Here is a 24,525-nt window from a genome sequence, read left to right as displayed (position 1 = left end):
TCCTGCACGGAGTCCAGGTGCGCACCCACCACCACGGTGTGCCCGGCATCGCCACCCGTGTCGGCGAGGATGTTGAAGGACTCCACCGTCTTGCCGCGCCGGCCGTCCTCTTTGAACGTGAAGCTCTGCCGCACCGGTTCATACCCGGCCGCGCGCAGCTGCTCCTCGACGTAGCGGGCCGACTCCTCATACCCCGAGGTCCCCGAGGCCCGGTTCCCGCCGTTGGCATCGGCCACCCGCTGCAGCGCCTGCAGGTGCCCCACCACGTCCCGGGACTCGAACGCCGCCAGCACCGCGCGCGCATCCACCGTGCTCGCCGGGGCCAGCACGGTGGGTGCCGAACATCCCGAAACCAAAAGGCTGATTGCCACCAGGACAGCCGCGGCCGCCGCGCGCCCCCGCTCGTACCTCCGCGTACCCGTCACGCTAAGAACATACTTCCTCAGTCGCCGGGGAGGAAGGCCACCCCTAGTGCGAGCCGGCCCTAAGCGGTGCGGCGGCCACGGCCGCCGGGTCGGAGAAGGCCAGACGGGGCACCACCACCAGCGCGGCAGCGGCGGCAAGCCCGGTGACTCCGCAGATGGTCCATACCGTGAGGTAGCCAGCGAGCGGCGCCGCGGTCTGACCGGCGTCCCCCGCGCCGGCCCCGGCCTCGGCCAGGACGTGGCTGACCAGGGCGATGCCGAACACCGCGGACGCGAAGGCTCCGCCGATGGTCTTGGTGGTGTTGGTCAAACCCGTGGCCATCGCGGTCCGGTTGAGGGGCGCGGCCGCGGCGGCCGCCGAAGGCAGCGCCGCCACGAGGGCCCCGGAGCCGACACCGGCGATCGCCATGTTGGCCAGCGCTTGGGCGAGACTGCCGTGGAACGGCAGGAACAGCAGGTAGCCCAGGCCCACGAGCGTGGCGGCGCCCACGAGGGTCCAGCGCGGGGTGAGCCGGCGGGTCACCACTGGGTACAGCAGCGCGCCCACCAGCAGCGCCAGCACGTAGACCCCGATGATGATGGAGACCTGCCCGGCGCGCAGCCCGAGGCCGTAGCCGTGCAGCGCGGGATCCGTCCGGGCGAAAGTGGACAGCGGGGCCTGCGCGCCGAGCACCGAGACGCCAAAGAGCCCGGCGGTCAGCTGGACGGGCCACATGGACTTACCCCGCAGCATTCGGAGGTCGACGAGCGGATCGGCCGCGCGCAGCTCGAACCGCGCGAACGGAACGAACACCAGAACTCCGGCTCCCACCAGCGCCCACGGCCACCACGCACCGGCGCCATTGAGGCGCATGAAGGTCAGCCCGGACGTGATAAGCAGCAGCCCGAGGGCGAGGAGCGTGAAGCCGCGGGTGTCCACGCGTCCGCCGCTGCGCTCCCGCGACTCCGGCACGCCAAACCTGACGGCGAACCAGCATGCGGAGACGGCCACCGCGGGGACCAGGAGCACCAGCTGCAGCTGGCCCGCGAACACTTCCACGAGCGCACCGGCGGCGAGCGCCCCGGCGATGACACCGGCTTCCAGCGCCCCGACGAGGAAGCCGGCCGCGCGCCGCGTGCGGGCGGCGCCGTCGGGCAGCTGATGGACGCGGCTGAAGATCAGGGCAATTTCCAGGGGCAGCCAGACCACGTAGAAACCCTGGAACGACCACGCGGCCAGGAAGGTCCAGAAGTCCGGGGCGAGCGCGACGCCCCAGGAGGCCGTGGCGGTGACCAGCGTGGAAACCAGCAGGATCCTCTTGTGCCCGTACATGTCCCCCAGCTTGGCCAGCACCGGCACGGCGAGGGCGCTGACCATGAGTTGCGCGGCCTCGAACCAGTTGACGTCGGCGTCGTGGATCCCCAGGTGCCGGGCGATATCGGTGAGGATGGGCGTGTAATAGCCCTGCAGGACTCCACTGGTGAGCTCCACCAGACACAGAAAAGCTACAACACGGCGCATGGCGGCCTTCCGGGAGGGCGGGCACCTCGCGGCCAGCCGATTGATTGCATCCTAGGCCCGCGCCGTCGCCGAAGGCGGGAACGCGGCCGGCAACGCGGCCGGGAAGACGGGGCGGCAAACCCGGCCGGAACGGCGCGGGAATATTCGTCCACGCCGGGCGTTATACCGGTCGATAGATGCAAACGCATCTAAATCGGCTATAGTAGAAACAGATCCCGGATCCACCCCGGCCACGGAAAGGCACACCATGCAGATCGGCGTATTCAGCGTCAGCGACATCACTACCGACCCCACCACGGGCCGCACCCCGACTGAGCACGAGCGCATCAAGGCGTCCGTGGCGATCGCCAAGAAGGTCGAAGAGATCGGCATGGATGTCTACGCCATCGGCGAGCACCATAACCGGCCGTTCTTCTCGTCCTCCCCCACCACCACGCTGGCGTACATCGCGGCCCAGACCGAGCGCATCATCCTGTCCACGGCCACGACCCTGATCACCACGAACGACCCCGTGAAGATCGCAGAGGACTTCGCGATGCTCCAGCACCTCGCGGACGGACGCGTGGACCTGGTCCTGGGCCGCGGCAACACCGCCCCCGTCTACCCCTGGTTCGGCAAGAACATCCAGGACGGGATCGAACTCGCGATCGAGAACTACTCCCTGCTGCGCCGCCTCTGGGACGAGGACACCGTCAACTGGTCCGGCAAGCACCGCACCCCGTTGCAGAACTTCACTTCCACCCCCCGCCCGCTCGACGGCGTCGCCCCCTTCGTGTGGCACGGCTCGATCCGCACGCCGCAGATCGCCGAAGTGGCGGCGTACTACGGTGACGGCTTCTTCGCCAACAACATCTTCTGGCCCAAGGAGCACTACCAGCAGCTGATCGGCCTCTACCGCGAACGCTATGAGCACTACGGCCACGGCAAGGCGGACCAGGCGATTGTGGGCCTCGGCGGCCAGTTCTTCATGCGGAAGAACTCCCAGGACGCCGTCAAGGAGTTCCGCCCCTACTTCGACAACGCCCCGGTCTACGGCCACGGCCCCTCGCTGGAGGACTTCACGTCCCAGACCCCGTTGACCGTCGGCAGCCCGCAGGAAGTGATCGAAAAGACCCTGACGTTCAGGGAGTACTTCGGCGACTACCAGCGCCAGCTCTTCCTGATCGACCACGCCGGCCTGCCGCTGAAGACCGTCCTGGAACAGCTGGACCTGTTCGGCGAGGAAGTGCTGCCGGTGCTGCGCAAGGAATATGCCGCGCTCAAGCCGGCACACGTTCCCGAACCGCCGACGCACGCCGGCCGGGTGGCGGCCGCACTGGCAGCGGGCGCCGCCGACGCCGCCGCGGCAGAGACCACCGTTCAGGGCTCATGATGCCCGCCAAGACTACCGAATCGCCGGTACGCCTGGCCGCGGAAACCTGGGAGTCCCTGTTCCGGGCCCAGGTGGCGGTGATGCGCAAGCTGCAGGCGGCGCCGGCATTCAAAGCCCTGGCGCTCAATGAGTACGACGTCCTGTTTACGCTCTCCCGCTGCCCCTCCGGGTGGCTGCGCCTGAACGAACTCAACGACAACGTGCTGCTGAGCCAGTCCAGCCTGAGCCGGCTGGTGGAGCGGCTCGGGAAGCGCGGGCTCGTTGAACGGACTCCAGCCCCGGAGGACGGACGCGGGATCCTCATCCGGCTCACCGATGCCGGACGGGACCTGCAGAAGCAGATCGGCCGGGAACACGTGCGCGACATCGCCGCGCTCGTGGGCCCGGCCCTCTCCGCGGCCGAACAGCAGGAGCTGCTGCGGCTGACCGAGAAGCTCCGCGCCGCTGTCTCCGTGCGCTAAGACCGTGCCGTGAGGCCGTGCGCTGCCTAGTGGATCGCGACGAGCTGCGCCGGGTCTTCCTGCGGCAGGTCATCGACGACGGCGGTGACGCTGAGTTCCTTCAGGGACAGGCTGCCGCCCACGGTGGACAGGAAGGCGGTGTCCGAGGAATCGCGTCCTGCCGTGATCCGCAGCATGCTCTCCCGTGGCGCCAGCCCCGTGGGGTCGATGACGTGCCAGGCGCCGTTGATGTGCGCCTCGGCCACGGCGTGGAAGTCCATCGGGGTCAGTCCCGGGGCGTAGACGGCGGCCAGCCGGGCCGGGACGTTCTTGGAACGCAGCAGGGCAATGGCGAGGTGGGCAAAGTCCCGGCAGACGCCGCGGCGGTGCAGCAGTGTTTCGACCGCGCCGTCGGTCCCCCGCGAGGATCCGCTGACGTAGCGCAGCTCGTTGAAAACCCAGTCCCGGACGGCGTGGAGTAGCTCCTCGCCCTGGAGCCCGCCGAATTCGGCATAGGCGGTGGGCAACAGCCGGTCTGATTCCGCGTAGCGGCTGGGCCTGACATAGCGGATCAGTTCCATGAGCCCGGGTTCCTCGGGCAGCGCGAAGCCGGTGACGGTGGCCGAATACTCAACCAGGACTTCGGTGGGTTCGGCGAATTCCATGTAGTGGAAGCGGCCGCCGTGATGGTCCGAGAGCTCGGTCAGCGGCACGTCCCCGCCTCCCGCGGTCACCCTGAGCGATTCTTCAATCGAGTCGTAGCCGGCGTTCCGGGCCACCGCCACGGCGAGAGCCACCTTGGTTTCGGCAACGGTCTTGAAGGCCATGCGGGCGGCTACGGCGCGTTCCATGTATCTCTGTCTCCGGGATGTGGGATTGAGGTGGGTGCAGGGGAAGCCGCCGTCAACGGCCCGGGGATGTGCGGGGCGGGCGGGACTAGTTTTTGATCTTCAGAGACATTAGCATCCGCTGGAGGTTCGCGAATTCGGACCCCTCATTGACGTACTTGGCCGCCTGGTCGAGAGTGTCGAAGGCCTTGGCGGGGGCAACCTTCTGGTCCGGCGCCAACGCTTTGAGCACTGTCAGGTCCCCGAACGAATAGTCCCCCTTGCCGGCCGGGCCACGGACCACGTTCTGCAACGCGCAGCTCCTGCCGCCGGCGCCGCCCGCCACGTTGGTGATGCCGTAGGAGCCGAAGTACTTGTAGCCCTGGATCACCCGGAACACCACGTGCGGGTCAATGGTTCCCCCGCCGCCGGCGTGCGGCAGGTCAACCGGCACGCTGCTGACCACGACGTAGTTGCGTGCAGCGTCGTCCGGGCAGGCCGCGGCCGGATGCGGGGGCAGGCCGGTCTGCAAGGTGGCCAGGTAAGCGCCGCCGGCGTCCTTGACGGTGATCTTCAGCGCCCCGGGCAGCGCACCGGCGTCGGGAGCTACGGACTGGACAATCCAGTCCTGCGGCACCTCAAAACTGACGGACTTTGCCGGGTCGGTAAAGACCTTCCAGGCCGCTGCGCTCGAGCCCGCGCTGGGGGAAACGCTGGCCGAGGCGGCGGCACCAGTGGTGGCAGACGGCGTCGCACTCTCACTCGCACCGGGACCCGCACTGTCCGCCGCGCTGCTGCCCGCGGTCCAGACCGGCGTCCCCTTGCCGTCGCTGCTGCAGCCCGAAAGGGCTGCCGCCGCGACCGCGAGCACCGCGCCGGTGCGCAGCACAGCGCACCGGATTCCTGCAGTGCCTGCTGAAGAAGCGGTGCCTGCTGAAGAAGGGGCCGTCCCTGTCATGGTGCCAGCGTAGCCGGGACGCCGCATGACTCAGAGCTCCCGCATCAGTGTTTCGTAGAACCGGACCCCCTGCTCCAGCGTCTCCAGCCCGATCTTTTCGTCAACGGCGTGGATAGAGCCGCGGGCCCGGACGTCCATGAAGAAGGGCGCGAAGCGGTACACGGCACCGCAGATCCCGGTGAAACGGCGCGAGTCGGTGCCGCCCATCATGATGTAGGGGGTGATGATCGCCTCGGGGAAGACCTGCCCGATGCAGTCCGCCAGCAGGTCCCACTGGGCCCCCGAGGACGGCGACACCGGAGACGGGTCGTTGCCCTCCACGACGCGCAGTTCGACTTTCGGGTCGCGGATGATTTTCCGCAGCAGTGCCATGGTGCCCTCGACCGTCTCCCCCACCGCCACCCTGATGTTGGCGTTGGCCTTCGCCGTGGCGGCGAGGACGTTGGCCCCGGAGCTGCCTTCGAGCGTGGTGATGGCGACGGTGGTTCGGGTCATGGCGTTGGTCTCGCTGCCGAGCCGGCCGAAGAGCCAGGTGATCGGCGCCCGGAGCAGTGCCACGTTCGCGAACACGGCCCGCAGCGGTGGCGGGGTGTGCGGGCCGAAGCGGCGCAGCATCTCGGCGGTCACCTCCGGCAGCGACTGCGGGAACGGGCTGCGCTCGATCCGGGTGATGGCGCGGGCCAGCCGCGCCGTCGCCCCCATCCGCGGCGGCGTGGAGGCGTGTCCGCCCGGGTCCCGGGTCAGCAGCTCCACGTCCAGGATTCCCTTTTCGGCCACGCCGACGACGGCGGCCGGCCGGCTCACCCCCGGGAAGGCGCCGCCCGCGACGGCACCGCCCTCGTCCAGCACGAGCCAGGGCACCACGCCGCGGCCGGCCAGCAGGTCCGCGGCGGCCGCCGCGCTGTTGCCGGCCGTCTCCTCGTTGTTGCCGAACGAGAAGTAGAGGTCGTGCGCGGGCGCATACCCCGCCAGCAGCAGGCTCTCGGCCGCTTCCAGGATGGCCACGAGCTGGCCCTTGTCATCGAGCGTCCCGCGGCCCCAGAGGAACGTGCCGTCGTTGTGGCCGGAGAACGGCGGGTGTGTCCACTCCCCCGGGTCGTCTGCCGGGACGACGTCGTAGTGCGCCATCAGCACCGACGCACGGTGCACGGCCGCTGGGTCCTCCGCTGGTGCGGCGCCGGGCCAGCGGTACAGGAGGGCGTGGCCGTTGACCCGCTCCAGTTCCAGGGCAGCATGGACCGCCGGATACAACCGGGGCAGCGCCGCAATGAAGGCCTCGAACTCGGCTGTTTCCACCCCGGCCCCGGCATGGGAGGACCCGGACCGGGAGGACCCGGCATGGGAGGACCCCGCGGCCCGGATGGACACGGTCCGGTACGTCACGAGCTCCGCCAGCGACGCCGCCGCGCGCCCGGCGCCCGGCGGGTGCCCGGGGCCGCCCGGTGTTCCGCCGGGGCTCTTGAGGGTATTGCCGGCGGCCGCGTTCTGCAGGGGGTTGCGCATGCGCGAAAGTCTACGGCCGGAGGGTCCGCCGGAACGGGCCATTCGGCGCGCGGGTCCGGCCCCGGGATCCGGGGCACAATTTCGGCGCACAAATTTCGGCCCCGCGAAAGCGGATACGCTGGGGGCATGGCCGAACAGAGCATTGACGGAACGCACTTTGGGGATCTGGGCGACGTGGCAGGCATGTCGGCCCTCGATATCGCGGACTGGCGGCTGCGGACCTTTGCCCTCTACGCCACCACGCGAAAGATTGCCGCGGACAGCCCGGCCGAGGCGCATTCCTACTGGCGCCAGGAGCGGGACCGCATGTTCGGCACCCATCCGGCCTCCGCGCTGACGGCCGAGGCCAAGGCCACTTTCGGCGGCCTGAAGACGGCGGACTACGATCCGATCTACCGTTTCCACGTCCCGCTGACCCCCGAGGGCGCCGGGCGGGAGATGAACGTAGAGACCGGGACCGACGGCCTGGTCCGGTTTGTGCGGCTGGGCACCTTCGACCTGCCCGAGATGGGACAGCTCGCGGTCTGGAAGCTCAGGGGCTACGGCGGGGGCATCTTCGTGCCGTTCCGTGACGCCACCGCAGGCCAGCCCGGCGGCAGTTACGGCGCTGGACGCTACCTCCTGGACACCATCAAGGGAGCTTTCCACGGCGTGCGCGGCTCCGGGCCCCAGGCCGAATTCATCCTGGACTTCAATTTCGCCTACAACCCCTCGTGCGCCTACAACGAGGCCTGGGCATGTCCGCTGGCGGGCCCGGCAAACCGGCTGGCCGTGGACATCCCCGTGGGCGAGCTGTACTGAGCGGATGGAGTCCCAGCTCGAACAGCTTGACCCTGCCCCCGCCGTCGTCCTCGGGCCGAAGACCCGCCGGTACCGTGGAGTCCTCCGTTACCCCGTGGTCCGGCAGCTCATCCGGTTCACCGGCGTCGGCATTGTCTGCACCCTGACCTCCCTGGCCCTGTACGCCCTCTCCCGGCCCTGGCTTGGGGCCCAACCGGCCAACGCGGCGGCCCTGATCCTGACGTCGTTCATGAATACCGCCCTCAACCGGCGCCTGACGTTCAAGATCACCGAACGCCGCCGGATGAAGCGCGACCACCTCAACGGCCTGATCGTGATCGTCGTCGCGCTGCTGATCACCGGCGGCAGCCTCGCCGTCCTGCACTGGGTCAACCCGGACGCCACCGTGGCCGAGGAGCTGTGGACCACCACCCTCTCCGGTTTCGCCGCCACCGCCGTGCGGTTCACGATGCTGCGGCACTGGATCTTCCGCCGCGCCCGCCACCGCTGACGTCGCCCGGGGCCCTCACCCCGGGTTGAGCTATCAGTTCAAGCCGCTATGGAGGCCCGATAAAGACATTTAGTGACAGCTCAACCGGTGGAGGGGGTCCCGAGGGAGCGGACGCCGGCGACGGCGGTGCGGACCGCGGCCGCCGCCTCCTGCAACTGCGCTGCCGTCACGGTCGAGTCAAAGCTGAACCGCACCGCCGTCTGGGCGATCTCGGGCTCGATGCCCAGGGCCAGCAGCACCGGCGAGGGCGCATCCGAGCCGGCGGCGCACGCGGAACCGCTGGAGCAGATGATGCCCTGGCGTTCGAGCTCCAGCAGCACGGACTCGCCGCTGGTGCCCGGGAAGCAGAAGGATGCCACCGAGGGCAGCCGCTCGGTGGGGTGGCCGGTGAGCAGTGCGCCGGGAACACCGGCCAGCACGGCGTCAATGAACCCGTCGCGGAGGGCAGCGACGTGCCCGGCCGGTTCCCGCGGCAGCGCCAGTGCCGTCGCCAGCGCCACGGCCCCGGCGACGTTCTCCGTGCCCGACCGGCGGCCCCGTTCCTGCCCGCCGCCGTGGACCAGCGGTTCAAGCCGGACCCGGCCGCGCACAAACAGCGCGCCGCTGCCTTTGGGCGCGCCCAGCTTGTGGCCGGAAATGCTCAGCGCGTCCACGCCCAGTGCGCCGGTGTCCAGCGGCAGCCAGCCGGCGGCCTGGACGGCGTCGGTGTGGAACGGGACCCCGTGGGCATGGGCCAGCGCCGCGAGCCGGGCGATGGGCTGGACCGTGCCGACCTCGTTGTTGGCGTACATGATGCTGACCAGGGCCGTGCCGGGCTGCAGCACGGCGGCGAGGGCCTCTTCGCTCACCTGCCCGAAGCGGTCCACGGGGATCACGTCGACGGCGAACCCGTGGACCCGTTCAAGGTACCTGGCGGATTCTTCCACCGCGGAATGCTCGACGGCGCTGATCGCCACCCGGTCCAGGCGCGGATCGGCGGCGCGCCGGGCCAGGGCAATGCCCTTGACGGCGAGGTTGTCCGCTTCCGTGCCGCCGGAGGTGAAGACGACTTCCCCGGGGCGGCAGCCGAGGGCCCTGGCGGTTGCGGCGCGGGCCCCTGCGAGCGCCGCGGCAGCCGCCTCACCCAGGGAGTGATGGCTTGACGGGTTGCCGAATTCGCCCGTGAGGTACGGCCACATGGCCTCCAGCACCTCGCGGCGGACCGGGGTGGTGGCCGCGGCGTCGAGGAAGATCATGGCGCGCCTCAGCCGGCCGCCGGGCCGGCGCCTGAGTCGACGGCCGGCTCGACGTCAAGCTCAATGTCCAGGCCGAGGTCCAGTGCCGTGACACTGTGCGTCAGGGCGCCGATCGAGATGACGTCCACCCCGGTGGCCGCGATGTCCGCCACGGTGGCGAGGTTGACGTTGCCGCTGGCCTCGACGCGGGCCCGGCCGCCCACCAGCCCGACGCCGGCCGCGAGCTCGGCCAGGGAGAAGTTGTCCAGCATGATGGTGTCCACCCCGGCGGCCAGGACGGGCTCGATCTGCTCCATGGTGTCCACCTCCACTTCGAAGTGTGTTGTGTGGCCGAGCTGGGCCTTGGCGCCGCGGAGCACTGCGGTCAGCTTCGCCGGATCGCCGCCGGTGAGGACGGCCAGGTGGTTGTCCTTGGCCAGGACGGCGTCGGAGAGGCTGAAGCGGTGGTTGGCGCCGCCGCCGCAGCGGACGGCGTAGCGTTCGAGCACCCGCAGCCCCGGCGTGGTCTTTCGGGTATCGGTGATCCGGGCCCGGGTGCCGGCCACGAGCGCCACGAACTCGGCCGTTTTGGTGGCGATGGCGCTCATCCGCTGGACCAGGTTCAGTGCGACGCGTTCGGCCAGCAGCACGGCGCGGGCGTTCCCGGTCACGCGGGCCAGGGCGGTTCCGGCGGCGAAGGCCTCGCCGTCGTGGACCAGCAGTTCGACGACGGCGCCCGGGTCGGTCAGCCGCATCGCCGCGGCGAAGACCTCCCCGCCGCTCAGCACCCCGGGAACGCGGGCGTTGAGCACCGCGGTGGCCCGCGCCTGCGCCGGGATGAGCGTCTGGGAAGTGACGTCCCCGTACGGGGCGTCCTCCTGCAACGCCGCGCGGAGGACGGCCAGGACGGCAGCCTCGGGCAGGCTCCCGGCGAGCGCCGCGGTGCGGGAGGGCAGGGTTTCCGGGGCAGCGGTTGCGTGGGCAGTGGTGGTCACGAGGAAATCCTTTGCATGGAATGGGTGAGGGCTGAGGCGTCGTCCGTGTCCGCCCGGTAGTGGGCTCCGACGGACTGCGTGCGGTTCAGGGCAGCCGCCACAAGCAGGCGGGCCGCGAGGAGCAGGTTCCGGTCCTCATGGGCATCCTGGCAGAGCCAGTCACTGTGGCCGGCATCGGGAGCGGTCTCAGAATGGACAACGGCGTCCCAGGCCGCAAGCACGGTCTCCGCCTCCCGCAGTTGCTCCCCGCTGCGCATTACCCCGGCGTCCGCCGTCATCAACCGCCGAAGAGCGTCGCGCGAGAAAACCCCGTACGCGGATACCGACTTCACAAAATCTTCGGACACGCTCGCTAAAGTGTCCTCCCCTGACGTGAAGTCGTGCGACGGCGCTGCGGAAGCGTGCGTCAAGGGGAGGCCGCCCGCGGCCGTGGGCCCACACGATCCGGGTTCCCTGGCCGAGCTTGCGAGGCTAGGGGGATCGTGGGGATCGTGGGGAGCACGCGGAGCAGTGGTGTCGTGCGACGGGTCGGCGCGCAGGAAGTCCTCGACCGCCCGGCGGCCGAACACCAGGCCCTCCAGCAGCGAGTTGCTCGCCAGCCGGTTGGCCCCTTGGGCGCCCGTGCGGGCCACCTCGCCGGCGGCATACAGGCCCGGTACCGACGTGCGGCCCCACAGGTCGGTGCACACGCCACCCATCCAGTAGTGGGCAGCCGGGGACACGGGTACGGTCTCCGTGGTCCAGTCGTACCCTGCGGCGAGGGTGGCCGCCGTGATGGTCGGGAACCGCCGGGCCAGGAAGCCCGCGCCCCGCTCTGCCTCGATGCCGCGGGCGTCCAGGTAGACCGGGCTGTCCGGCGCGGCCCCGGTGGCGGCCAGGTGCAGGGCGATGCTGCGGGAGACGACGTCGCGGGGGGCCAGTTCGGCGTCGGGGTGGTAGTCGGGCATGAAGCGGTATCCCGCGGCATCCAGCAGCACCGCGCCCTCGCCGCGGACCGCTTCGGAGATGAGCAGGGCCGGCGGCCCGCCCGGAATCTCCCCGGCGGCAAGGGTGGTGGGGTGGAACTGGAAGAACTCGAGGTCCCGCACCGCGGCGCCGGCACGCCAGGCCAGGGCCAGGCCGTCGGCGGTGGCGACGGCGGGGTTGCTGGTGCGGGCAAAGAGCCGGCCCGCACCGCCGGTGGTGAGCAGGACGGCGTCGGCGGCCAGCGCCTGGGGCCGTCCGCCAGCCAGGTAGGCCACGCCGGTGACCCGGGCCGGCGTCGGGGGTGCGCTGCCGGGCTGTGACGGAGCTTCCGGGCGGACACCAGGTTCGGTCAGGAGCCCGGTGACGAACGCGCTGGTCTCCACCCGGAGCCGGCCGTGGCCGGCGCGGTCCAGGACGGCGCGTTCGAGGACGGCGGCGACGAGCCCGCGGGCGATGCAGGCGCCCGTCGCGTCCCCGCCGGCGTGCAGGATGCGCGGGGCCGAGTGTGCCGCTTCCAGGCCCAGGGCCGGTCCGCCGTCGGGAGCTGCGTCGAAGTGCACGCCGTAGCGGCCCAGGCCGGCGATGTCCCGGACAGCCTCCGTGCACAGGATCCGGACTGCCTCGGGGTCGTTGAGCCCGGCACCGGCGGCGAGCGTGTCCGCGATGTGCGCTGCCACGGAGTCCCCGGGGGCAGCATCCTCCGGGGCCAGCACGGCCGAGATGCCGCCCTGGGCGTAGAAGGTGTTGCTTTGCTCCAGCGTCCCCTTGCTCAGGAGGACCACTTCGATGTCACGGCCGCCGGTGGCGGCGTCGTCGGTGGCGAGCAGCGCGGCGTAGAGCCCAGCAATCCCGCTGCCGACGATCACGAGCCGCCTGGTCACGGCCGCGCCGCCAGCATGCGTTCCAGGGCCACCCTGGCCGGGGCGGCCACGTCCTCGTCCACGGTGATGCGGTTCAGCACCTCGCCCCGGACGAGCGCTTCCAGGACCCAGGCGAGATAGCCGGGGTGGATGCGGTACATCGTGGAGCAGGGGCAGATCACCGGGTCGAGGCAGAAGATGGTGTGCTGCGGGTATTCCGCGGCGAGCCGGTTCACCATGTTGATCTCGGTGCCGATCGCAAACGTGGTGGGCTCCGTGGCCGCAGCGATGGCCTTCTTGATGAAGTCGGTGGACCCGGCGGAATCGGCGGCATCCACCACCTCCATGGGGCATTCCGGGTGCACGATCACCTGCACGCCGGGGAACTCGGCGCGGGCCTTTTCGATCTGGCCCACGTTGAAGCGCTTGTGGACCGAACAGAAGCCGTGCCAGAGGATTACCCGGGAATCGAGCAGGGCCTGTTCGTCGTTGCCGCCGAGGTCCTTGCGCGGGTTCCACATCGGCATCTGCTCCAGCGGCACCCCCATGGCCTTCGCGGTGTTGCGGCCCAGGTGCTGGTCGGGGAAGAACAGCACGCGCTGGCCGCGTTCGAACGCCCATTCCAGCACGGTCGCGGCGTTCGAGGAGGTGCAGACGATCCCGCCGCGCTCGCCGCAGAAGCCCTTGAGGGCGGCGGAGGAGTTCATGTAGGTGACCGGGATGACAGGGACCCGGCCCTCGGCGTCGGGCTCGGTGCCGAAGACCTCCTCAAGCTGTTCCCAGCACTCGGTGACCGAGTCGATGTCCGCCATGTCGGCCATCGAGCAGCCGGCGGCCAGGTTGGGCAGGATCACGGCCTGGTGGGGGCGGGACAGGATGTCCGCCGTCTCGGCCATGAAGTGCACGCCGCAGAAGACGATGGCCTCAGCGTCGGGCCGGGTCAGGGCGGCGTTGGCGAGCTGGAACGAATCGCCCACGAAGTCGGCGTATTCGATCACTTCGTCGCGCTGGTAGAAGTGCCCCAGCACGACGGCGCGGTCCCCCAGTGCCGCTTTGGCGGCGCGGATCCGGGCGTCGAGCTCGGCGTCGGAAGCGAGCTTGTATTCTTCCGGGAGCTGGCCCTGCCGGGGAGTGGAGGCCGGTGCGACGTCGGTGGAGGAGGCCCCCGGCCCGTAGGCGGGCACGCCGGCGAGGGCCTCGGCGAGGTCGTAGTCCCAGGGCCCGCGGGCCAGCGCGGGGCTGCAGGTGGAGGCGGCCGTGCCCTGTGCCAGAGTAGTGGCCTGCTCGCGCGTGATCAGCTGGATTGCCGTGTTGACGCTGCTCATGGTGTGCTCCTGTTGTCTGGGTCGAGGCCTGGGCGGCCGGTGAAGCGGTAGAGGCGGGGCGGGCGGTGCTTGCCGCCCTGCAGATAATGGTCGGTTTCTTCGATTTCCGGCGTGGCCTTGACCTGCCGGCGGAAGTTGGCGGGATCGAGTTCGCGGTCCAGGACGGCCTCGTAGACCTCCCGGACCTGGGCGAGGGTGAAGTACTCGCCCAGCAGGTGGTAGGCGATGGATCCGTAGGCCATCTTGTTGCGCAGCCGCCACAGCGCGTAGTCGACGATCGAGTTGTGGTCGAAGGCCAGCCCGTCCAGCCTGTCGGCGCGGAACCAGCGCACGTTCTCCGATTCGTCGGCCAGCGCGGCCTCCGTGGGCTGGACGAGTGCCCAGTACACGATCGAGACGACGCGCTGGGTGGGCGAGCGGTGCAGCCCGCCAAAGGCGTAGAGCTGTTCGAGGTAGTTCGGGGCCAGCCCGGTGGTCTCGCGCAGGTTCCGCGAGGCGGCGTCCTGGAGTGACTCGGAGTGCGTGAGCGGGCCGCCCGGCAGCGCCCAGAGGCCCTTGAAAGGTTCGCGGATCCGGCGCACCAGCGGGATCCACAGCGTGGGCCGCCCGGAGCGTTCGCTGGGACGCAGCGCAAAGATCACCGTGGAGATGGCCAGCGACGGCGGCGCGGTCTGGCGCTCCGAGACGTTGGCTGCTGTGGTGTAAACGGTGATCTACCCGCCCTCTGAGGTCCCGGGCGGGTCCCGAAATGGACTGCCCGGCTGGATCCGGCCCGACCGCCGGATTAGTTATAGTCACATTGACTAGAACTAATGATACGGCCGCGCCGCCCGGGCGCAAAATGTTTCGGGTCACATGGGCCGGACCGGGATGCCGCGGCGCACGGACCGGGCTTGTCCGCGGGTGCCGGCAACGGTATTAATCGAGGCTATGGACGGAGAAGTCATGGACCCGGAGGGTACGGGCGCAGAGGCAGCGGGCGCAGAGGCAGCGGGCGCAGAGGCGGTCAGGGCCCGATACGCGGGAGCGGCCCAGGCATTCATGGAGCTCGCCGGGCAGGTACCGCACCAGGCGTGGTCGCGGCCGGCACTGGGTGAATGGGATGTCCGGGCGCTGACCGGCCACACGAGCCGGGCCCTGACAACCGTGGAAACCTACCTCGCCACCCCGGCCGCCGGGGCGCGGGTGCCCGGTCCGGTGGAATACTTCCTGGGCGTCCGGGGCGCCACCTCGCCCGCCGCGATTGCGCAGCGGGGCAGGGAAACCGGGGAGGCGCTGGGCGAGGACCCTGCCGCTGCCGTGCGGGAGCTTGTCCAACGCGTCACGGCCCTCGTCAGGAACACGCCCGACGATGCCCTGGTGGCCACCCCGGCCGGAGTAATGACGCTCATCGACTACCTGCCGACCCGGACCTTCGAGCTGGCCGTGCACACCCTGGATCTGGCGCGCGCCCTGGGCCTGCCGCCGCCCGCCGCCTTGGCCCCGGCGGTCGCGGCCTCCCTGGAGCTCGCCGGAGCCATCGGCTCCCGGTTGCCGTCCGCCGGTGATTTGCTGCTCTTGCTCACCGGCCGGACCAGCCTGCCCGAAAACCTGAGTGTCCTCTAGCCCGTGCCGGCGGCCGCGGCTTCCAGCAGCGGCAGGGTGCGGCCCTGGAAGTGCGTATTGAGCACGATCACGGAGGACGAGCGCAGGACCGATCTGGTGGCGATCATGGCATCGAGGACGCGCTGGAGGTCCGAATTGGAGCGGGCGGCTATCCGGGCCATGAGGTCCGAGCTCCCGGAGACGGTATGGATCTCAATCAGCTCGGGGATCCGCGCCAGGGCCTCCACGACGGCGTCGTGCCCGAGGTCCTGGTTGATCGTGAGGGAGCAGAAAGCCACCACGGGGTAGCCAAAGTGCGCCGGATCGGGCTGGGGCACCCATGAGCCAATCACGCCGGCGTCCTGCATCCGGTCCAGGCGCGACTGCACCGTGGCGCGGGCAACCTTCAGCACCCGGGAGGCCTCCAGGACCGAGGCCCGGGGGGAATCCGTGAAAAATCGGACAATCTTTGCATCAAGCGGATCAACGTCCACTGATTCTTCCTTCCCAAGCGGGACCGGGCCGGACAAACAGCCACCGATGCCCCGATTCAGTTAGCAAACTGCCACCATGCTCTCACGGCGGAGGCGCCCCGGCGGCCGGGGGCCGGGCCCAAATCCGGTAAATTCAATAGGTCCCATAAGGACGCAAAGATCCAAACCACACGAAGGTTCGCCATGACGATGAAGTCCACCGCGACGCTACCCACCGCGGTTCCCGCCCCGAGCCTGGGGCACAGCATGAAACCACGCCAGCTGACCATGATGGGACTGGGCAGCGCGATCGGCGCCGGCCTGTTCCTCGGCTCGGGGGCAGGAATCCAGGCGGCGGGACCGGCCGTGCTGATCTCCTACCTCGTCGCCGGAACCCTGATCATCCTGGTGATGTGGGCGCTCGGAGAGATGGCCGCGGCCAATCCCAACAGCGGCGCCTTCTCCGTGTACACGCAAAAGGCCATGGGCAAGACCGCGGGCGCCACCGTCGGCTGGCTCTGGTGGCTGCAGCTCGTGGTGGTCATCGCCGCCGAGGCCCTCGGCGCGGCCGGGCTCCTGTTCACGGTGTGGCCGGTGATCCCCGTCTGGGCACTGTCCCTGATCTTCATGGCCCTGTTCACCGCCATCAACCTGGCGGGCGTGAAGAACTTCGGCGAGTTCGAATTCTGGTTCGCCATCCTCAAGGTGGCTGCCATCGTGATATTCCTGGCCATCGGCGGGGCCCTGCTGCTGGGCTTGCTGCCGGACGTCCCGTCTCCTGGCCTCGGCAACTTCACATCCGGCTTCGCCCCGGCTGGCCTGGGCGGCATCGCAACGGCACTCTTCGTCGTCATCTTCGCCTTCGGCGGCACCGAGATTGTCAGCGTGGCCGCGGCCGAGACGGAAAACCCGGAGCGCAGCGTCGCCCAGGCGATCCGCACCGTCGTCTGGCGGATCCTCGTGTTCTACATCGGCTCGGTATTCGTCATCGCGGCCGTCCTTCCCTCAACCTCCGCGGCCCTGAAGTCCCCCTTCGCCGGCGTCCTCGACGTCGCCCGGATCCCCGGCGCCGGCGCCGCGATCACCCTGGTCGCCGTTATCGCGCTGCTGTCCGCCCTGAACGCCAACCTCTACGGCGCGTCCCGCATGGTGTACTCGCTCTCTGAGCGCGGCGAAGCCCCCAAGTTCCTCTCCAGGCTCAACACGGCCCGGGTCCCGGTCGTGGCAGTGAGCGTCTCCGTGGCCTTCGGCTTCCTGGCCGCCGTCCTGGAACTGCTCTTCCCCGACCAGATCCTGCCGGCGCTGTTCCAGCTGGTCGGTTCCACCTGCCTCGTTGTGTGGGGCTCGGCCCTGGTGTCCCAGCTGATCCTGCGCCGCCGGGCAGACCGCGACGGCACGGCGCTGCCGCTGCGGATGAAGGGCTTCCCCGGGCTGACGATCTTCGGGCTCGTGCTCCTGGCACTGATCTTCGCCGTCGGCTTCAGCAGCCCTGAGAGCAGCAAGCAGCTGGTCAGCACCCTGGTACTGGTGGCCGGCATCGCCGTGGCGTGCTGGACCGGCGCCCGGATCACCCGGAACCGCAACGCCGCCGCCGCCGGCGCAAAAGCCGACCAGGCGGAACAGCCCAGCCGCTAGACAAATTGCCAAGCTCACCGGCGCGCGGGGCGGCATAAGTGTGCAGTCTGGGCACCCCAGCCTAGGCTGATTGCCCACCCCGCCGCCGGTGACTAGGGTCACAGGCATGGATACAATTCTCCCCGTGGCTTCCGGCAGCGCTGCCGGGCCGCTCACAGCCGATGAACTCCGCGAGCTCTATTCGCTCATGGTGGCCGTCCGGCACCTCGACACCTCGGCCATCGCCTGGCAGCGGCAGGGCATCATCCCCGGCTACGCCCCCGAACTCGGCCAGGAAGCGGCCCAGGTGGGCAGCGGCTACGCCGTGGACACCACCCGGGACTTCGTCTTCCCCACCTACCGCGAAATGGGCGTTGCCCGGACCATGGGGGTGGACATGGTGGCCTACATGTCCACCCACAAGGCCACGTGGCACGGCGGCCTGTACAACCCGCTGGAATCCCGGCTGGCCCCGATCCAGGCGGTAGTTGCCGGATCCGTCCTGCACGCCGTCGGCTGGGCCCACGGCCAGACGCTGGACAAAAAGGACGGCGTCGCAATGACGTACTTCGGCGACGGCGCCTCCTCCCAGGGCGACGTGCACGAGGCGATGAACTTCGCCGCCGTGATGAAGGCGCCCGTCGTGTTCTTCGTCCAGAACAACGGCTGGGCCATCTCGGTCCCCACCGAACGGCAGGTGGCCGGCGGCTCCGTCGCCGCCCGCGCCGCCGGTTACGGCATGCCCGCGCTGAAGATCGACGGCGACGACGTCGTCGCGGTCCTCGAGGCGACCCGCCGCGCCTTCGCCCACGCCCGCGCCGGCAACGGCCCCGTGCTCATCGAGGCCATGACGTACCGCCGCGGCCCGCACTCCACGTCCGATGACCCGGGCCGCTACCGCTCCCTCGACGAGGAACGCGACAGCGCCGGCACCGACCCGCTCGAACGGCTGCGGCAGCGGCTGCTGGCCGATGGCATCGCCGACGAGGCGTTCTTCGCCGAAGCGCTGGCCGCGGCCAAGGCCGAAGAGGAGCAGATCCGTACCGGCATCCAGGCCCTGGGCTCCCGGCCCGGCACCGAAATGTTTGACCTGGTCTTCCAGGAAACCACCCCTGCCCTGCAGGCCCAGGCCGCCAACTGGCGCGAGGAGTCCGAACATGTCTAACTCGATTCTCGAAAACGTAGACGCCGCAGGCGACAACACTGCCGACAACACCGGCGACGACACTGTCACCAACCCGGCAGGAAGCGAGCCCGCCACCACGGTGATGTCGATGCAGCAAGCACTCAACCGCGCCCTCGACGAGGTCCTCGCGGACAACCCCAAAGCCGTCATCTTCGGCGAGGACTGCGGCCGGCTCGGCGGCGTCTTCCGCATCACCGACGGCCTGCAGGCCAGGCACGGCGCGCAGCGCGTCTTTGACACCCCGCTGGCGGAATCCGGCATCCTGGGCATGTCCGTGGGCCTGGCGATGGCCGGGTTCCACCCCATTCCCGAGGTCCAGTTCGACGGCTTCGCCTACCCTGCCATCAACCAGATCGTCTGCCAGATCGCCCGGATGAACTACCGCAGCCGGGGCACCATGCCGATGCCCATCACCCTGCGGGTGCCCAGCTTCGGCGGCATCCGCGCCCCCGAACACCACGGCGAAAGCCTGGAGGCGCTCTTCGCCCACGTACCGGGCCTGAAGGTGGTCTCGCCGTCGAACCCGCATGAGGCCTACCACCTGCTCAAGTACGCCGCCACGCGGCCGGACCCGGTGATCTTCATGGAGCCCAAGTCGAGGTACTGGCAGAAGGGTGAGGTGGACCTTGCGCACTGCGATGCGGACGACGGCTCCCCCACCGGCGCCAAGGTGATGCGCGAAGGCCGCCACCTCACGCTGGTCGCCTGGGGCGCCATGGTGGCCCGCTGCCTGCAGGTGGCGGAGCTCGCGGCCGAGGACGGGATCGATATCGAGGTCCTGGACCTGCGCTGGCTCAAGCCGATCGACGCCGAGGCCCTCGCCGCCTCCGTGCGCAAGACGCGCCGCGCCGTCGTCGTCCACGAGGCGCCGCTGACCTCCGGCCTCGGCGCCGAAGTGGCGCAGCTGATCACGCAAAGCTGCTTCGACACCCTCAGGGCGCCGGTGGAGCGCATCACCGGCTTCGACGTCCCGTACCCCTCGGGCGACCTGGAAGATGAATACATCCCGAACATTGACCGGATCCTCTTCGGCATCCAGCGAGTATTGGAGTACAAACGTGGCTGAAATTTCCTTCCCGCTCCCGGATCTCGGCGAGGGCCTGATCGAGGCCACCGTGCTGGAATGGCTGGTTTCCCCGGGCGAGCAGGTGGAGCGCAACCAGCCGCTCGTGGAGGTCGAAACCACCAAGTCGGCCGTTGAATTGCCCAGCCCGCAGGCAGGTAAGGTAGTGCGTATCTACGGCGGGCCCGGCGACAAGATCAATGTCGGCGAGCCCCTGATTGTGTTTGAGGTGCCGGACAACACCGCCGGCATCGTGGGCACGGTCCCGAAGGAAGAGGCACCTAAGCGCCGGGTCCGCCTGAGCGCCGTACTTGATGAGGACTGAGAGCATGAGCGGCAGACACACCGGCGAGCAGCATTCGCACACCGTTGAGGGCACCGACCCCCAGCTGTACGTGCAGGTGCATGAGCCCCAGAACGACGCCGGGTTCCGTCCCGTCCTGCTGCTGCACGGCTTCTCCTCCTCCTCCAAGCTCAACTGGGAAGACAGCGGCTGGCTCACCGCGCTCCTGGAAGCCGGCCGGCGCGTCATCACCGTGGACCTGCCCGGCCACGGCCGCAGCGGCGCCCCGGAGGACATGGACTCCTACTCCCCCAGCCGGATCCGTGCGGACCTGCTGCAGATAGTCTTCGACGCCGGCGCGCGGCCGCTGCGCGACGGGGACCCGTCCAGCGGGCTCGACGTGATCGGCTATTCGCTGGGGTCCCGGCTCGCCTGGGAGTTCGGAGCCACACAGCACGAGCTGGTGCACCGGCTGGTCCTGGGCGGCCCGAATGTCGCCGACCCCATGGCGGACTTCGACCTGATCGCCGCGCAGCGGTACCTGGCCGACGGCACGCCGATCGCGGACGAGTCGACCGCCGGGCTGCTGAAGATGGCCATGCTGCTGCCCAGCAACAACATCTTCGCGCTGCTGTCCCTGGTCGAGGCAATCAAGACCGAGCCGTATGACCCCGCCGAAGCGGTCCCCCACATGCCGATGCTCCTCGTGGCGGGGGAAAACGACGACCGGGCCGCCACCATGCCGGAGCTCGCCGCCCTGGGCGCCAAGGCCGGCGGCATGGTCGAACAGCTCGTGCTGCCGGGCCGCAACCACACCAACGCCATCACCAGCCGCGCCTTCAAGCAAGGCGCCATCAGCTTCCTGGGCGTCTAAACCCGCCTCACAAAAGCGACGCGGGGTCACTTACGGCCCATCCGAATGATCTGGATGGGCGCGAAGTGACCCCGCGTTGCTCTTTAACCCAGAGGGGCACGGACCTTGCGGTCCGCGCCCCTCGTGCTTGCCTGGTTGCTAGTGCTTTGCGGCTTCGGCCGGCGCGTGGTGCGCGACGCCGAGCGGGCGGCCCTTCGTTTCCCCGGCCAACAGGACGCCGACGGCGGAGATGACGCAGAGGATCATGATGTAGATGCCGATGGAGCCGGTCCAGTGGGTGCCCTGCAGGAGGACTTCCGCGATGGTGGCCGCGAACGCGCCGCCGAGGATGGCGCCGAAGGCGTAGCCGATCGAGATGCCCGAGTAGCGCACCTCCGGCGGGAACATCTCGGCGTACATGGCGGACATGGGGCCGTAGGACAGGCCCAGGCCGACCGTGAGGACGAACAGCGCGACGCCGTAGAGCACAATGTTCTTGGTGTCGATGAGGGCGAACATCGGGATCATCCAGGCAAAGACAATGCCGTAGCCGATCAGGAACGTCTTGACGCGGCCGATCTTGTCCGAGAGCCAGCCGCCGACCAGCGTGAAGATCAGCCAGCCGAAGGAAGCCAGCGTCGTGGCGAGCAGGATCTGCGGGGTGGGCATCTTCAGCGTCTTGGTGGCGTAGGAGATGAAGAAGGCAATCAGCAGGTAGCCGGCAGCGTTGTTGCCGATGAAGATCATCGTCGAATAGAGGACAGCCTTCTTGTGCTTGCGGAGCAGCTCGCCCAGGGGCGCCTTGCTTTCTTCCTTGCGGTCCTGCATCTCCTTGAAGACGGGGCTCTCAGCGACTGCCCGGCGGATCAGGTAGCCGACCACGATCAGCACGATGGAGAGCAGGAACGGCACACGCCAGCCCCAGGATGCGAAGTCTTCCTTGGACATGGACGTGTTGAGGAAGTACAGCAGGCCGGTCGCGAGGATCATGCCGACCGGAACGCCGATCTGCGGGTAGGCGCCGAACAGGCCGCGCCTGCTCTTGGGAGCGTGCTCCACGGCCATCAGGGCGGCGCCGCCCCATTCACCGCCGGCGGAGAAGCCCTGGATGACGCGGAGCAGGATCAGGAGGATCGGGGCCCAGACGCCGATCTGCGCATAGGTGGGCAGCATGCCGATCAGGGCCGTGGCGGCGCCCATCATGATCAGGGTGAAGACCAGCATGGCCTTGCGGCCGAGGCGGTCGCCGAGGTGGCCGGCGACGATCGCGCCGAGCGGGCGGAAGAGGAAGCTGATGCCGATCAGGGCGAAGGACAGGATCTGCGCCAGGCCAGGGTTGGAGGCGTTCAGCGGGGCCAGGAACAGCGGCGACAGCAGCGTTGCTGTCAGCTGGGCAAAAATAAAGAAGTCGTACCACTCGATGGTGGTGCCGACCAGTGTCCCGGCGAGGACCTTGCGTTCCTCGTGTTTGCTGCTGGGACCCGCCTCGGAATCTACGGATGAAGTTACGGTCATTGGAACTCCGTTGCTGGGGGCAGAGGTACTGCCCGGGTGGGTGCGAAGTGGATAACTGATGCCTCATGAATTACTGATCGAACGGTCAGTTAGTATCCTGAATACTACTACGAAAGATGTGATAAGGCACACATGTTCCCGGAAAGTGTCTTCCGCGGGTCAGTCGGTGCGGTTGAGCAGCTCGCGGACCCTGGCCCGGACCGGCTCGCGGTCGTAGGTGTTGACCAGGGCGCCGGCCATGCGGACGGGGTCTCCGAAGAAGAAGTACTCGTAGAGCGACTGGCGCCCGGAGAACCCGGAGATCGAGGCGTCGAAGGCCAGTTTGAACAGCCGGACCCGCTCGGGGCCGGTCAGGGTCTTGCCCTGCAGGTACAGCTCGATGTCCTCCCGGGCCTCGCTGTTGACGTCCGCCTCCCCCGGCAGGGCCATGAGGCCCGACGCCGAGAACTTCCGGATGATCTGCGGGAAGCGCTGGGCGATCTTCGGGTACCAGTTGCGGGCGGCGTTCAGGGTGGACCACTTCGGCAGCATGACGCCGGCGTCGTTGAGTCCGGCGTCGGCCTCGGACGCGCGGACCAGGGCCTTGCCGATTTCGACGTCGATAATCAGCTCTGCGATATCCTCCTGGATGTGCTGGAATCCGTCGATGCCGATCGATTCGGCCAGTTCCGATGCCAGGCCCAGGTAGAACTCGCTCTTGGCGATCGTGCGGGTGACCACCTGGTGGGTCATGAGCGCGCCGGCCCCGGTCTCGGTGTAGAAACTGTTGCACAGCTGCGGGTGGCCCAGCATGAAGATGCGCTCGTTGGGCACGAAGACGTGGTCAAAAACCGCGACGGCGTCCATTTCCTCATAGCGGGAGGCCAGCGGCTCGTCGTGGGTGCTGCCGCCGTTGTACAGCGAGGTGCGGCAGAGGTAGCGCAGGCCCGGGGCGTCGTTGGGGATGGCGAACGCGTAAGAGTAGGGGGCGTCCTCCGGGGTGCCCCGCAGGACCGTGGACGGAAACACGAGCAGTTCGTCGGCGATCGGGGCGATGGTGGCGAGCATGCGCGCGCCCTGGATGACGATCCCGTCCCCGCGCTCCTCCACGATCCGGGCCGAGAGCTGGCCGCCGAGCTGCTCCGACCCGGACACGGACCGGTTGACCTGCGGCGGGATGAGTGTGTGGGTGGCGAGCACGTCGTTTTCCCGGGCCCACTCGTAGTAGTTGCGGATGTTCTCGCCGAACTTCGGATCCGCCTGCGCGAACCACTTCCCCGCCGTGCCCAGCGCGGTCAGCGCGGAGTTCATATAGTCCCCGGAGCGGCCAAGGAAGCCGTTGGAGGACTCGGCCCAGGTGGAGATGGCGCGGCGCCGCCGCTGGAGGTCCTCGACGGTCTTCGGCACCAGGAAGGAGGCGCTGACCAGGTCCCCGGTGCTGGGTGAGGCGTAAGTGAGCGCCTCCTGGTACTGCGGATCATGCTGCATGTCGAAGAGCCTGGCGTAGGAGCGGGCCACATTGCGGAAGGCCGGGTGCTCGGCGATCTTCTCGCTCACCACCTCGCCGTCGATCACCACGTGCGGCGTCATGGCATTGAGCTTGTCCAGGTACTGCCGTCCGGTACGGATACCCATTGGTCGTCCTCCAGTCGTCGTTGCGCTGAATTGCCGGGAAGGAATGTGGCGCTAGAGCAGATCCTCCATACCCAGCTGGCTTTCCGGGATGGTGGTAAAGGTGCTGTTGGCGAAGGCCAAGGCATCGCCGTTGCGGTAGTTGAAGTCCACTACCTCGCCGATATAAAGGGTGTGGTCGCCGCCGTCGTACGCCGCCCAGGGCTTGCATTCGAAATATGCGAGGACATTGGACAGCCGCGGCGCGGTCTTCCCCTCCACCCACAGCGGCTCGGGGCCGGGCCTGCCGGCGAAGTGCATGGCCAGGTACCGCTGCTCGGCGCCAAGGATATTCACGGTGAAGGGCCGGCCGGCGAGCTCGTCGTGGGCCCTGGCCGTGCGGGCGATGCTCACCAGCACCAGCGGAGGGTCCATCGAGACCGAGGTGAAGGAGTTCACGGTGATGCCGTGGCGTTTCGTGGCCCCGTCGAAGGTCACGATCGCGACGCCGGTGGCAAACCTGCCGAGGCTGCCCCGGAAGTGGTTGGCCCGCGGTACCGACAGGGGGCCCTGGGCGCCCCCGGCGTGGCCGCGCGGCGTGGCAATCATCATTGATCCCTTGCGTTCGTTGCGTTTCCCGACCGTGGTGTGGGTGTGCTTTGGATCAGCCGTGTTCTATAGTCGAGT

Annotated in this window: 23 protein-coding genes and 1 pseudogene; 10 read left to right on the top strand and 14 right to left on the bottom strand. The window is 69.1% G+C overall.

Translation table 11 applies throughout. The features are described from left to right. A pseudogene (locus AC1DNG_RS17995) lies at nucleotides 1-425 on the bottom strand (aminopeptidase); the annotation flags it as partial. A gap of 43 nt (nucleotides 426-468) precedes the next feature. Next, complete coding sequence (locus AC1DNG_RS17990) at nucleotides 469-1,896, bottom strand: MFS transporter (RefSeq protein ID WP_476887909.1); 1,428 nt, start codon at nucleotides 1,894-1,896, stop codon at nucleotides 469-471. A 277-nt stretch (nucleotides 1,897-2,173) separates the two neighbouring features. Here AC1DNG_RS17990 and AC1DNG_RS17985 point away from each other — a divergent pair, with 277 nt between their 5' ends. Together AC1DNG_RS17985 and AC1DNG_RS17980 are read left to right on the top strand one after the other, a co-directional pair. Continuing rightward, nucleotides 2,174-3,298: an LLM class flavin-dependent oxidoreductase gene (locus tag AC1DNG_RS17985; protein ID WP_476887908.1), complete on the top strand. Its 1,125-nt coding sequence runs from the start codon at nucleotides 2,174-2,176 to the stop codon at nucleotides 3,296-3,298. Then, on the top strand, nucleotides 3,298-3,759 hold the full coding sequence (locus tag AC1DNG_RS17980; protein ID WP_223916163.1) for a MarR family winged helix-turn-helix transcriptional regulator: 462 nt from the start codon (nucleotides 3,298-3,300) through the stop codon (nucleotides 3,757-3,759). The genes AC1DNG_RS17985 and AC1DNG_RS17980 overlap by 1 nt, the downstream gene beginning before the upstream one ends. 26 nt (nucleotides 3,760-3,785) lie before the next feature. On the opposite strand, the gene AC1DNG_RS17975 is transcribed toward AC1DNG_RS17980, so the two are convergent. From AC1DNG_RS17975 to AC1DNG_RS17965, 3 genes are all read right to left on the bottom strand, one after another. Then, nucleotides 3,786-4,589 carry a transglutaminase-like domain-containing protein gene (locus AC1DNG_RS17975; RefSeq protein ID WP_476887907.1) on the bottom strand — a complete coding sequence of 268 codons (804 nt, stop codon included), beginning with the start codon at nucleotides 4,587-4,589 and terminating at the stop codon, nucleotides 3,786-3,788. An 85-nt stretch (nucleotides 4,590-4,674) separates the two neighbouring features. Continuing rightward, nucleotides 4,675-5,454 (bottom strand): hypothetical protein, encoded by a 780-nt coding sequence (locus tag AC1DNG_RS17970; protein WP_476887906.1) that lies wholly within the window; start codon nucleotides 5,452-5,454, stop codon nucleotides 4,675-4,677. 99 nt (nucleotides 5,455-5,553) lie between these two features. Beyond that, entirely contained in the window at nucleotides 5,554-7,026 is a 1,473-nt protein-coding gene (locus AC1DNG_RS17965; RefSeq protein WP_476887905.1) for a M20/M25/M40 family metallo-hydrolase, read from the bottom strand. Nucleotides 7,027-7,152: 126 nt separating this feature from the next. On the opposite strand from AC1DNG_RS17965, the gene AC1DNG_RS17960 reads away from it, so the two are divergent. Both AC1DNG_RS17960 and AC1DNG_RS17955 read left to right on the top strand, forming a co-directional pair. After that, nucleotides 7,153-7,827, top strand: a complete 675-nt coding sequence (locus AC1DNG_RS17960) for a DUF1684 domain-containing protein (RefSeq protein ID WP_028277528.1) — start codon at nucleotides 7,153-7,155, stop codon at nucleotides 7,825-7,827. A 4-nt stretch (nucleotides 7,828-7,831) separates the two neighbouring features. Then, nucleotides 7,832-8,317 carry a GtrA family protein gene (locus AC1DNG_RS17955; RefSeq protein ID WP_476857822.1) on the top strand — a complete coding sequence of 162 codons (486 nt, stop codon included), beginning with the start codon at nucleotides 7,832-7,834 and terminating at the stop codon, nucleotides 8,315-8,317. An 80-nt stretch (nucleotides 8,318-8,397) separates the two neighbouring features. On the opposite strand, the gene AC1DNG_RS17950 is transcribed toward AC1DNG_RS17955, so the two are convergent. Genes AC1DNG_RS17950 through AC1DNG_RS17930 form a run of 5 tightly spaced genes read right to left on the bottom strand, consistent with a single transcriptional unit; the run spans nucleotide 8,398 to nucleotide 14,390 of the window. After that, nucleotides 8,398-9,552, bottom strand: a complete 1,155-nt coding sequence (locus tag AC1DNG_RS17950; protein ID WP_476887904.1) for a cysteine desulfurase family protein — start codon at nucleotides 9,550-9,552, stop codon at nucleotides 8,398-8,400. 8 nt (nucleotides 9,553-9,560) lie between these two features. Next, entirely contained in the window at nucleotides 9,561-10,487 is a 927-nt protein-coding gene (gene nadC / locus AC1DNG_RS17945; RefSeq protein WP_223916164.1) for a carboxylating nicotinate-nucleotide diphosphorylase, read from the bottom strand. A gap of 35 nt (nucleotides 10,488-10,522) precedes the next feature. Continuing rightward, complete coding sequence (locus AC1DNG_RS17940; RefSeq protein ID WP_476887903.1) at nucleotides 10,523-12,373, bottom strand: L-aspartate oxidase; 1,851 nt, start codon at nucleotides 12,371-12,373, stop codon at nucleotides 10,523-10,525. Then, nucleotides 12,370-13,677 carry a quinolinate synthase NadA gene (nadA, locus tag AC1DNG_RS17935; RefSeq protein ID WP_476873164.1) on the bottom strand — a complete coding sequence of 436 codons (1,308 nt, stop codon included), beginning with the start codon at nucleotides 13,675-13,677 and terminating at the stop codon, nucleotides 12,370-12,372. Before nadA ends, AC1DNG_RS17940 begins: the two co-directional genes overlap by 4 nt. Further along, complete coding sequence (locus AC1DNG_RS17930; protein ID WP_230012031.1) at nucleotides 13,674-14,390, bottom strand: NUDIX hydrolase; 717 nt, start codon at nucleotides 14,388-14,390, stop codon at nucleotides 13,674-13,676. The genes nadA and AC1DNG_RS17930 overlap by 4 nt, the downstream gene beginning before the upstream one ends. A 217-nt stretch (nucleotides 14,391-14,607) precedes the next feature. On the opposite strand from AC1DNG_RS17930, the gene AC1DNG_RS17925 reads away from it, so the two are divergent. Next, nucleotides 14,608-15,282 (top strand): maleylpyruvate isomerase N-terminal domain-containing protein, encoded by a 675-nt coding sequence (locus AC1DNG_RS17925; protein WP_476887902.1) that lies wholly within the window; start codon nucleotides 14,608-14,610, stop codon nucleotides 15,280-15,282. Here AC1DNG_RS17925 and AC1DNG_RS17920 read toward each other — a convergent pair. Next, entirely contained in the window at nucleotides 15,279-15,755 is a 477-nt protein-coding gene (locus AC1DNG_RS17920; protein ID WP_028277521.1) for an Lrp/AsnC family transcriptional regulator, read from the bottom strand. The genes AC1DNG_RS17925 and AC1DNG_RS17920 overlap by 4 nt on opposite strands. Nucleotides 15,756-15,938: 183 nt before the next feature. Here AC1DNG_RS17920 and AC1DNG_RS17915 point away from each other — a divergent pair, with 183 nt between their 5' ends. From AC1DNG_RS17915 to AC1DNG_RS17895, 5 genes are all read left to right on the top strand, one after another. Next, on the top strand, nucleotides 15,939-17,369 hold the full coding sequence (locus tag AC1DNG_RS17915; RefSeq protein ID WP_476848877.1) for an amino acid permease: 1,431 nt from the start codon (nucleotides 15,939-15,941) through the stop codon (nucleotides 17,367-17,369). 106 nt (nucleotides 17,370-17,475) lie between these two features. Beyond that, nucleotides 17,476-18,513, top strand: coding sequence for a thiamine pyrophosphate-dependent enzyme (locus tag AC1DNG_RS17910; RefSeq protein ID WP_476857496.1), 1,038 nt, complete (start codon nucleotides 17,476-17,478; stop codon nucleotides 18,511-18,513). After that, nucleotides 18,506-19,600, top strand: coding sequence for an alpha-ketoacid dehydrogenase subunit beta (locus tag AC1DNG_RS17905; RefSeq protein WP_476887901.1), 1,095 nt, complete (start codon nucleotides 18,506-18,508; stop codon nucleotides 19,598-19,600). The genes AC1DNG_RS17910 and AC1DNG_RS17905 overlap by 8 nt, the downstream gene beginning before the upstream one ends. Beyond that, entirely contained in the window at nucleotides 19,593-19,922 is a 330-nt protein-coding gene (locus AC1DNG_RS17900) for a biotin/lipoyl-containing protein (RefSeq protein WP_018775751.1), read from the top strand. Before AC1DNG_RS17905 ends, AC1DNG_RS17900 begins: the two co-directional genes overlap by 8 nt. A gap of 4 nt (nucleotides 19,923-19,926) precedes the next feature. Continuing rightward, the gene (locus AC1DNG_RS17895; protein ID WP_476887900.1) at nucleotides 19,927-20,754 is read left to right on the top strand and encodes an alpha/beta fold hydrolase; all 828 of its coding nucleotides are present in this window, start codon (nucleotides 19,927-19,929) and stop codon (nucleotides 20,752-20,754) included. A gap of 138 nt (nucleotides 20,755-20,892) precedes the next feature. On the opposite strand, the gene AC1DNG_RS17890 is transcribed toward AC1DNG_RS17895, so the two are convergent. From AC1DNG_RS17890 to AC1DNG_RS17880, 3 genes are all read right to left on the bottom strand, one after another. Then, on the bottom strand, nucleotides 20,893-22,248 hold the full coding sequence (locus AC1DNG_RS17890; RefSeq protein ID WP_476858811.1) for an MFS transporter: 1,356 nt from the start codon (nucleotides 22,246-22,248) through the stop codon (nucleotides 20,893-20,895). Nucleotides 22,249-22,407: 159 nt separating this feature from the next. Next, nucleotides 22,408-23,862, bottom strand: a complete 1,455-nt coding sequence (gene hpaB / locus AC1DNG_RS17885) for a 4-hydroxyphenylacetate 3-monooxygenase, oxygenase component (RefSeq protein ID WP_223915967.1) — start codon at nucleotides 23,860-23,862, stop codon at nucleotides 22,408-22,410. Nucleotides 23,863-23,913: 51 nt separating this feature from the next. Continuing rightward, nucleotides 23,914-24,450, bottom strand: coding sequence for a flavin reductase family protein (locus tag AC1DNG_RS17880; RefSeq protein ID WP_476857500.1), 537 nt, complete (start codon nucleotides 24,448-24,450; stop codon nucleotides 23,914-23,916). Nucleotides 24,451-24,525 lie beyond the last annotated feature (75 nt).

Source organism: Arthrobacter sp. 01T425, assembly GCF_056398725.1.
The sequence above is the reverse complement of the archived record's forward strand: the minus strand, read 5'-3'. Positions and strand labels throughout refer to the sequence as shown.

Excerpts from the sequence above, each read along its gene's own strand:
- AC1DNG_RS17960 (WP_028277528.1), top strand. The coding sequence starts at position 7,153 with ATGGCCGAACAGAGCATTGACGGAACGCACTTTGGGGATCTGGGCGAC.
- AC1DNG_RS17890 (WP_476858811.1), bottom strand. The coding sequence starts at position 22,248 with ATGACCGTAACTTCATCCGTAGATTCCGAGGCGGGTCCCAGCAGCAAA.
- AC1DNG_RS17975 (WP_476887907.1), bottom strand. The coding sequence starts at position 4,589 with ATGGAACGCGCCGTAGCCGCCCGCATGGCCTTCAAGACCGTTGCCGAA.
- AC1DNG_RS17965 (WP_476887905.1), bottom strand. The coding sequence starts at position 7,026 with ATGCGCAACCCCCTGCAGAACGCGGCCGCCGGCAATACCCTCAAGAGC.
- AC1DNG_RS17955 (WP_476857822.1), top strand. The coding sequence starts at position 7,832 with ATGGAGTCCCAGCTCGAACAGCTTGACCCTGCCCCCGCCGTCGTCCTC.
- AC1DNG_RS17980 (WP_223916163.1), top strand. The coding sequence starts at position 3,298 with ATGCCCGCCAAGACTACCGAATCGCCGGTACGCCTGGCCGCGGAAACC.
- AC1DNG_RS17910 (WP_476857496.1), top strand. The coding sequence starts at position 17,476 with ATGGATACAATTCTCCCCGTGGCTTCCGGCAGCGCTGCCGGGCCGCTC.
- AC1DNG_RS17915 (WP_476848877.1), top strand. The coding sequence starts at position 15,939 with ATGACGATGAAGTCCACCGCGACGCTACCCACCGCGGTTCCCGCCCCG.
- AC1DNG_RS17880 (WP_476857500.1), bottom strand. The coding sequence starts at position 24,450 with ATGATGATTGCCACGCCGCGCGGCCACGCCGGGGGCGCCCAGGGCCCC.
- AC1DNG_RS17950 (WP_476887904.1), bottom strand. The coding sequence starts at position 9,552 with ATGATCTTCCTCGACGCCGCGGCCACCACCCCGGTCCGCCGCGAGGTG.
- AC1DNG_RS17905 (WP_476887901.1), top strand. The coding sequence starts at position 18,506 with ATGTCTAACTCGATTCTCGAAAACGTAGACGCCGCAGGCGACAACACT.
- nadA (WP_476873164.1), bottom strand. The coding sequence starts at position 13,677 with ATGAGCAGCGTCAACACGGCAATCCAGCTGATCACGCGCGAGCAGGCC.
- AC1DNG_RS17895 (WP_476887900.1), top strand. The coding sequence starts at position 19,927 with ATGAGCGGCAGACACACCGGCGAGCAGCATTCGCACACCGTTGAGGGC.
- hpaB (WP_223915967.1), bottom strand. The coding sequence starts at position 23,862 with ATGGGTATCCGTACCGGACGGCAGTACCTGGACAAGCTCAATGCCATG.
- AC1DNG_RS17985 (WP_476887908.1), top strand. The coding sequence starts at position 2,174 with ATGCAGATCGGCGTATTCAGCGTCAGCGACATCACTACCGACCCCACC.
- AC1DNG_RS17925 (WP_476887902.1), top strand. The coding sequence starts at position 14,608 with ATGGACGGAGAAGTCATGGACCCGGAGGGTACGGGCGCAGAGGCAGCG.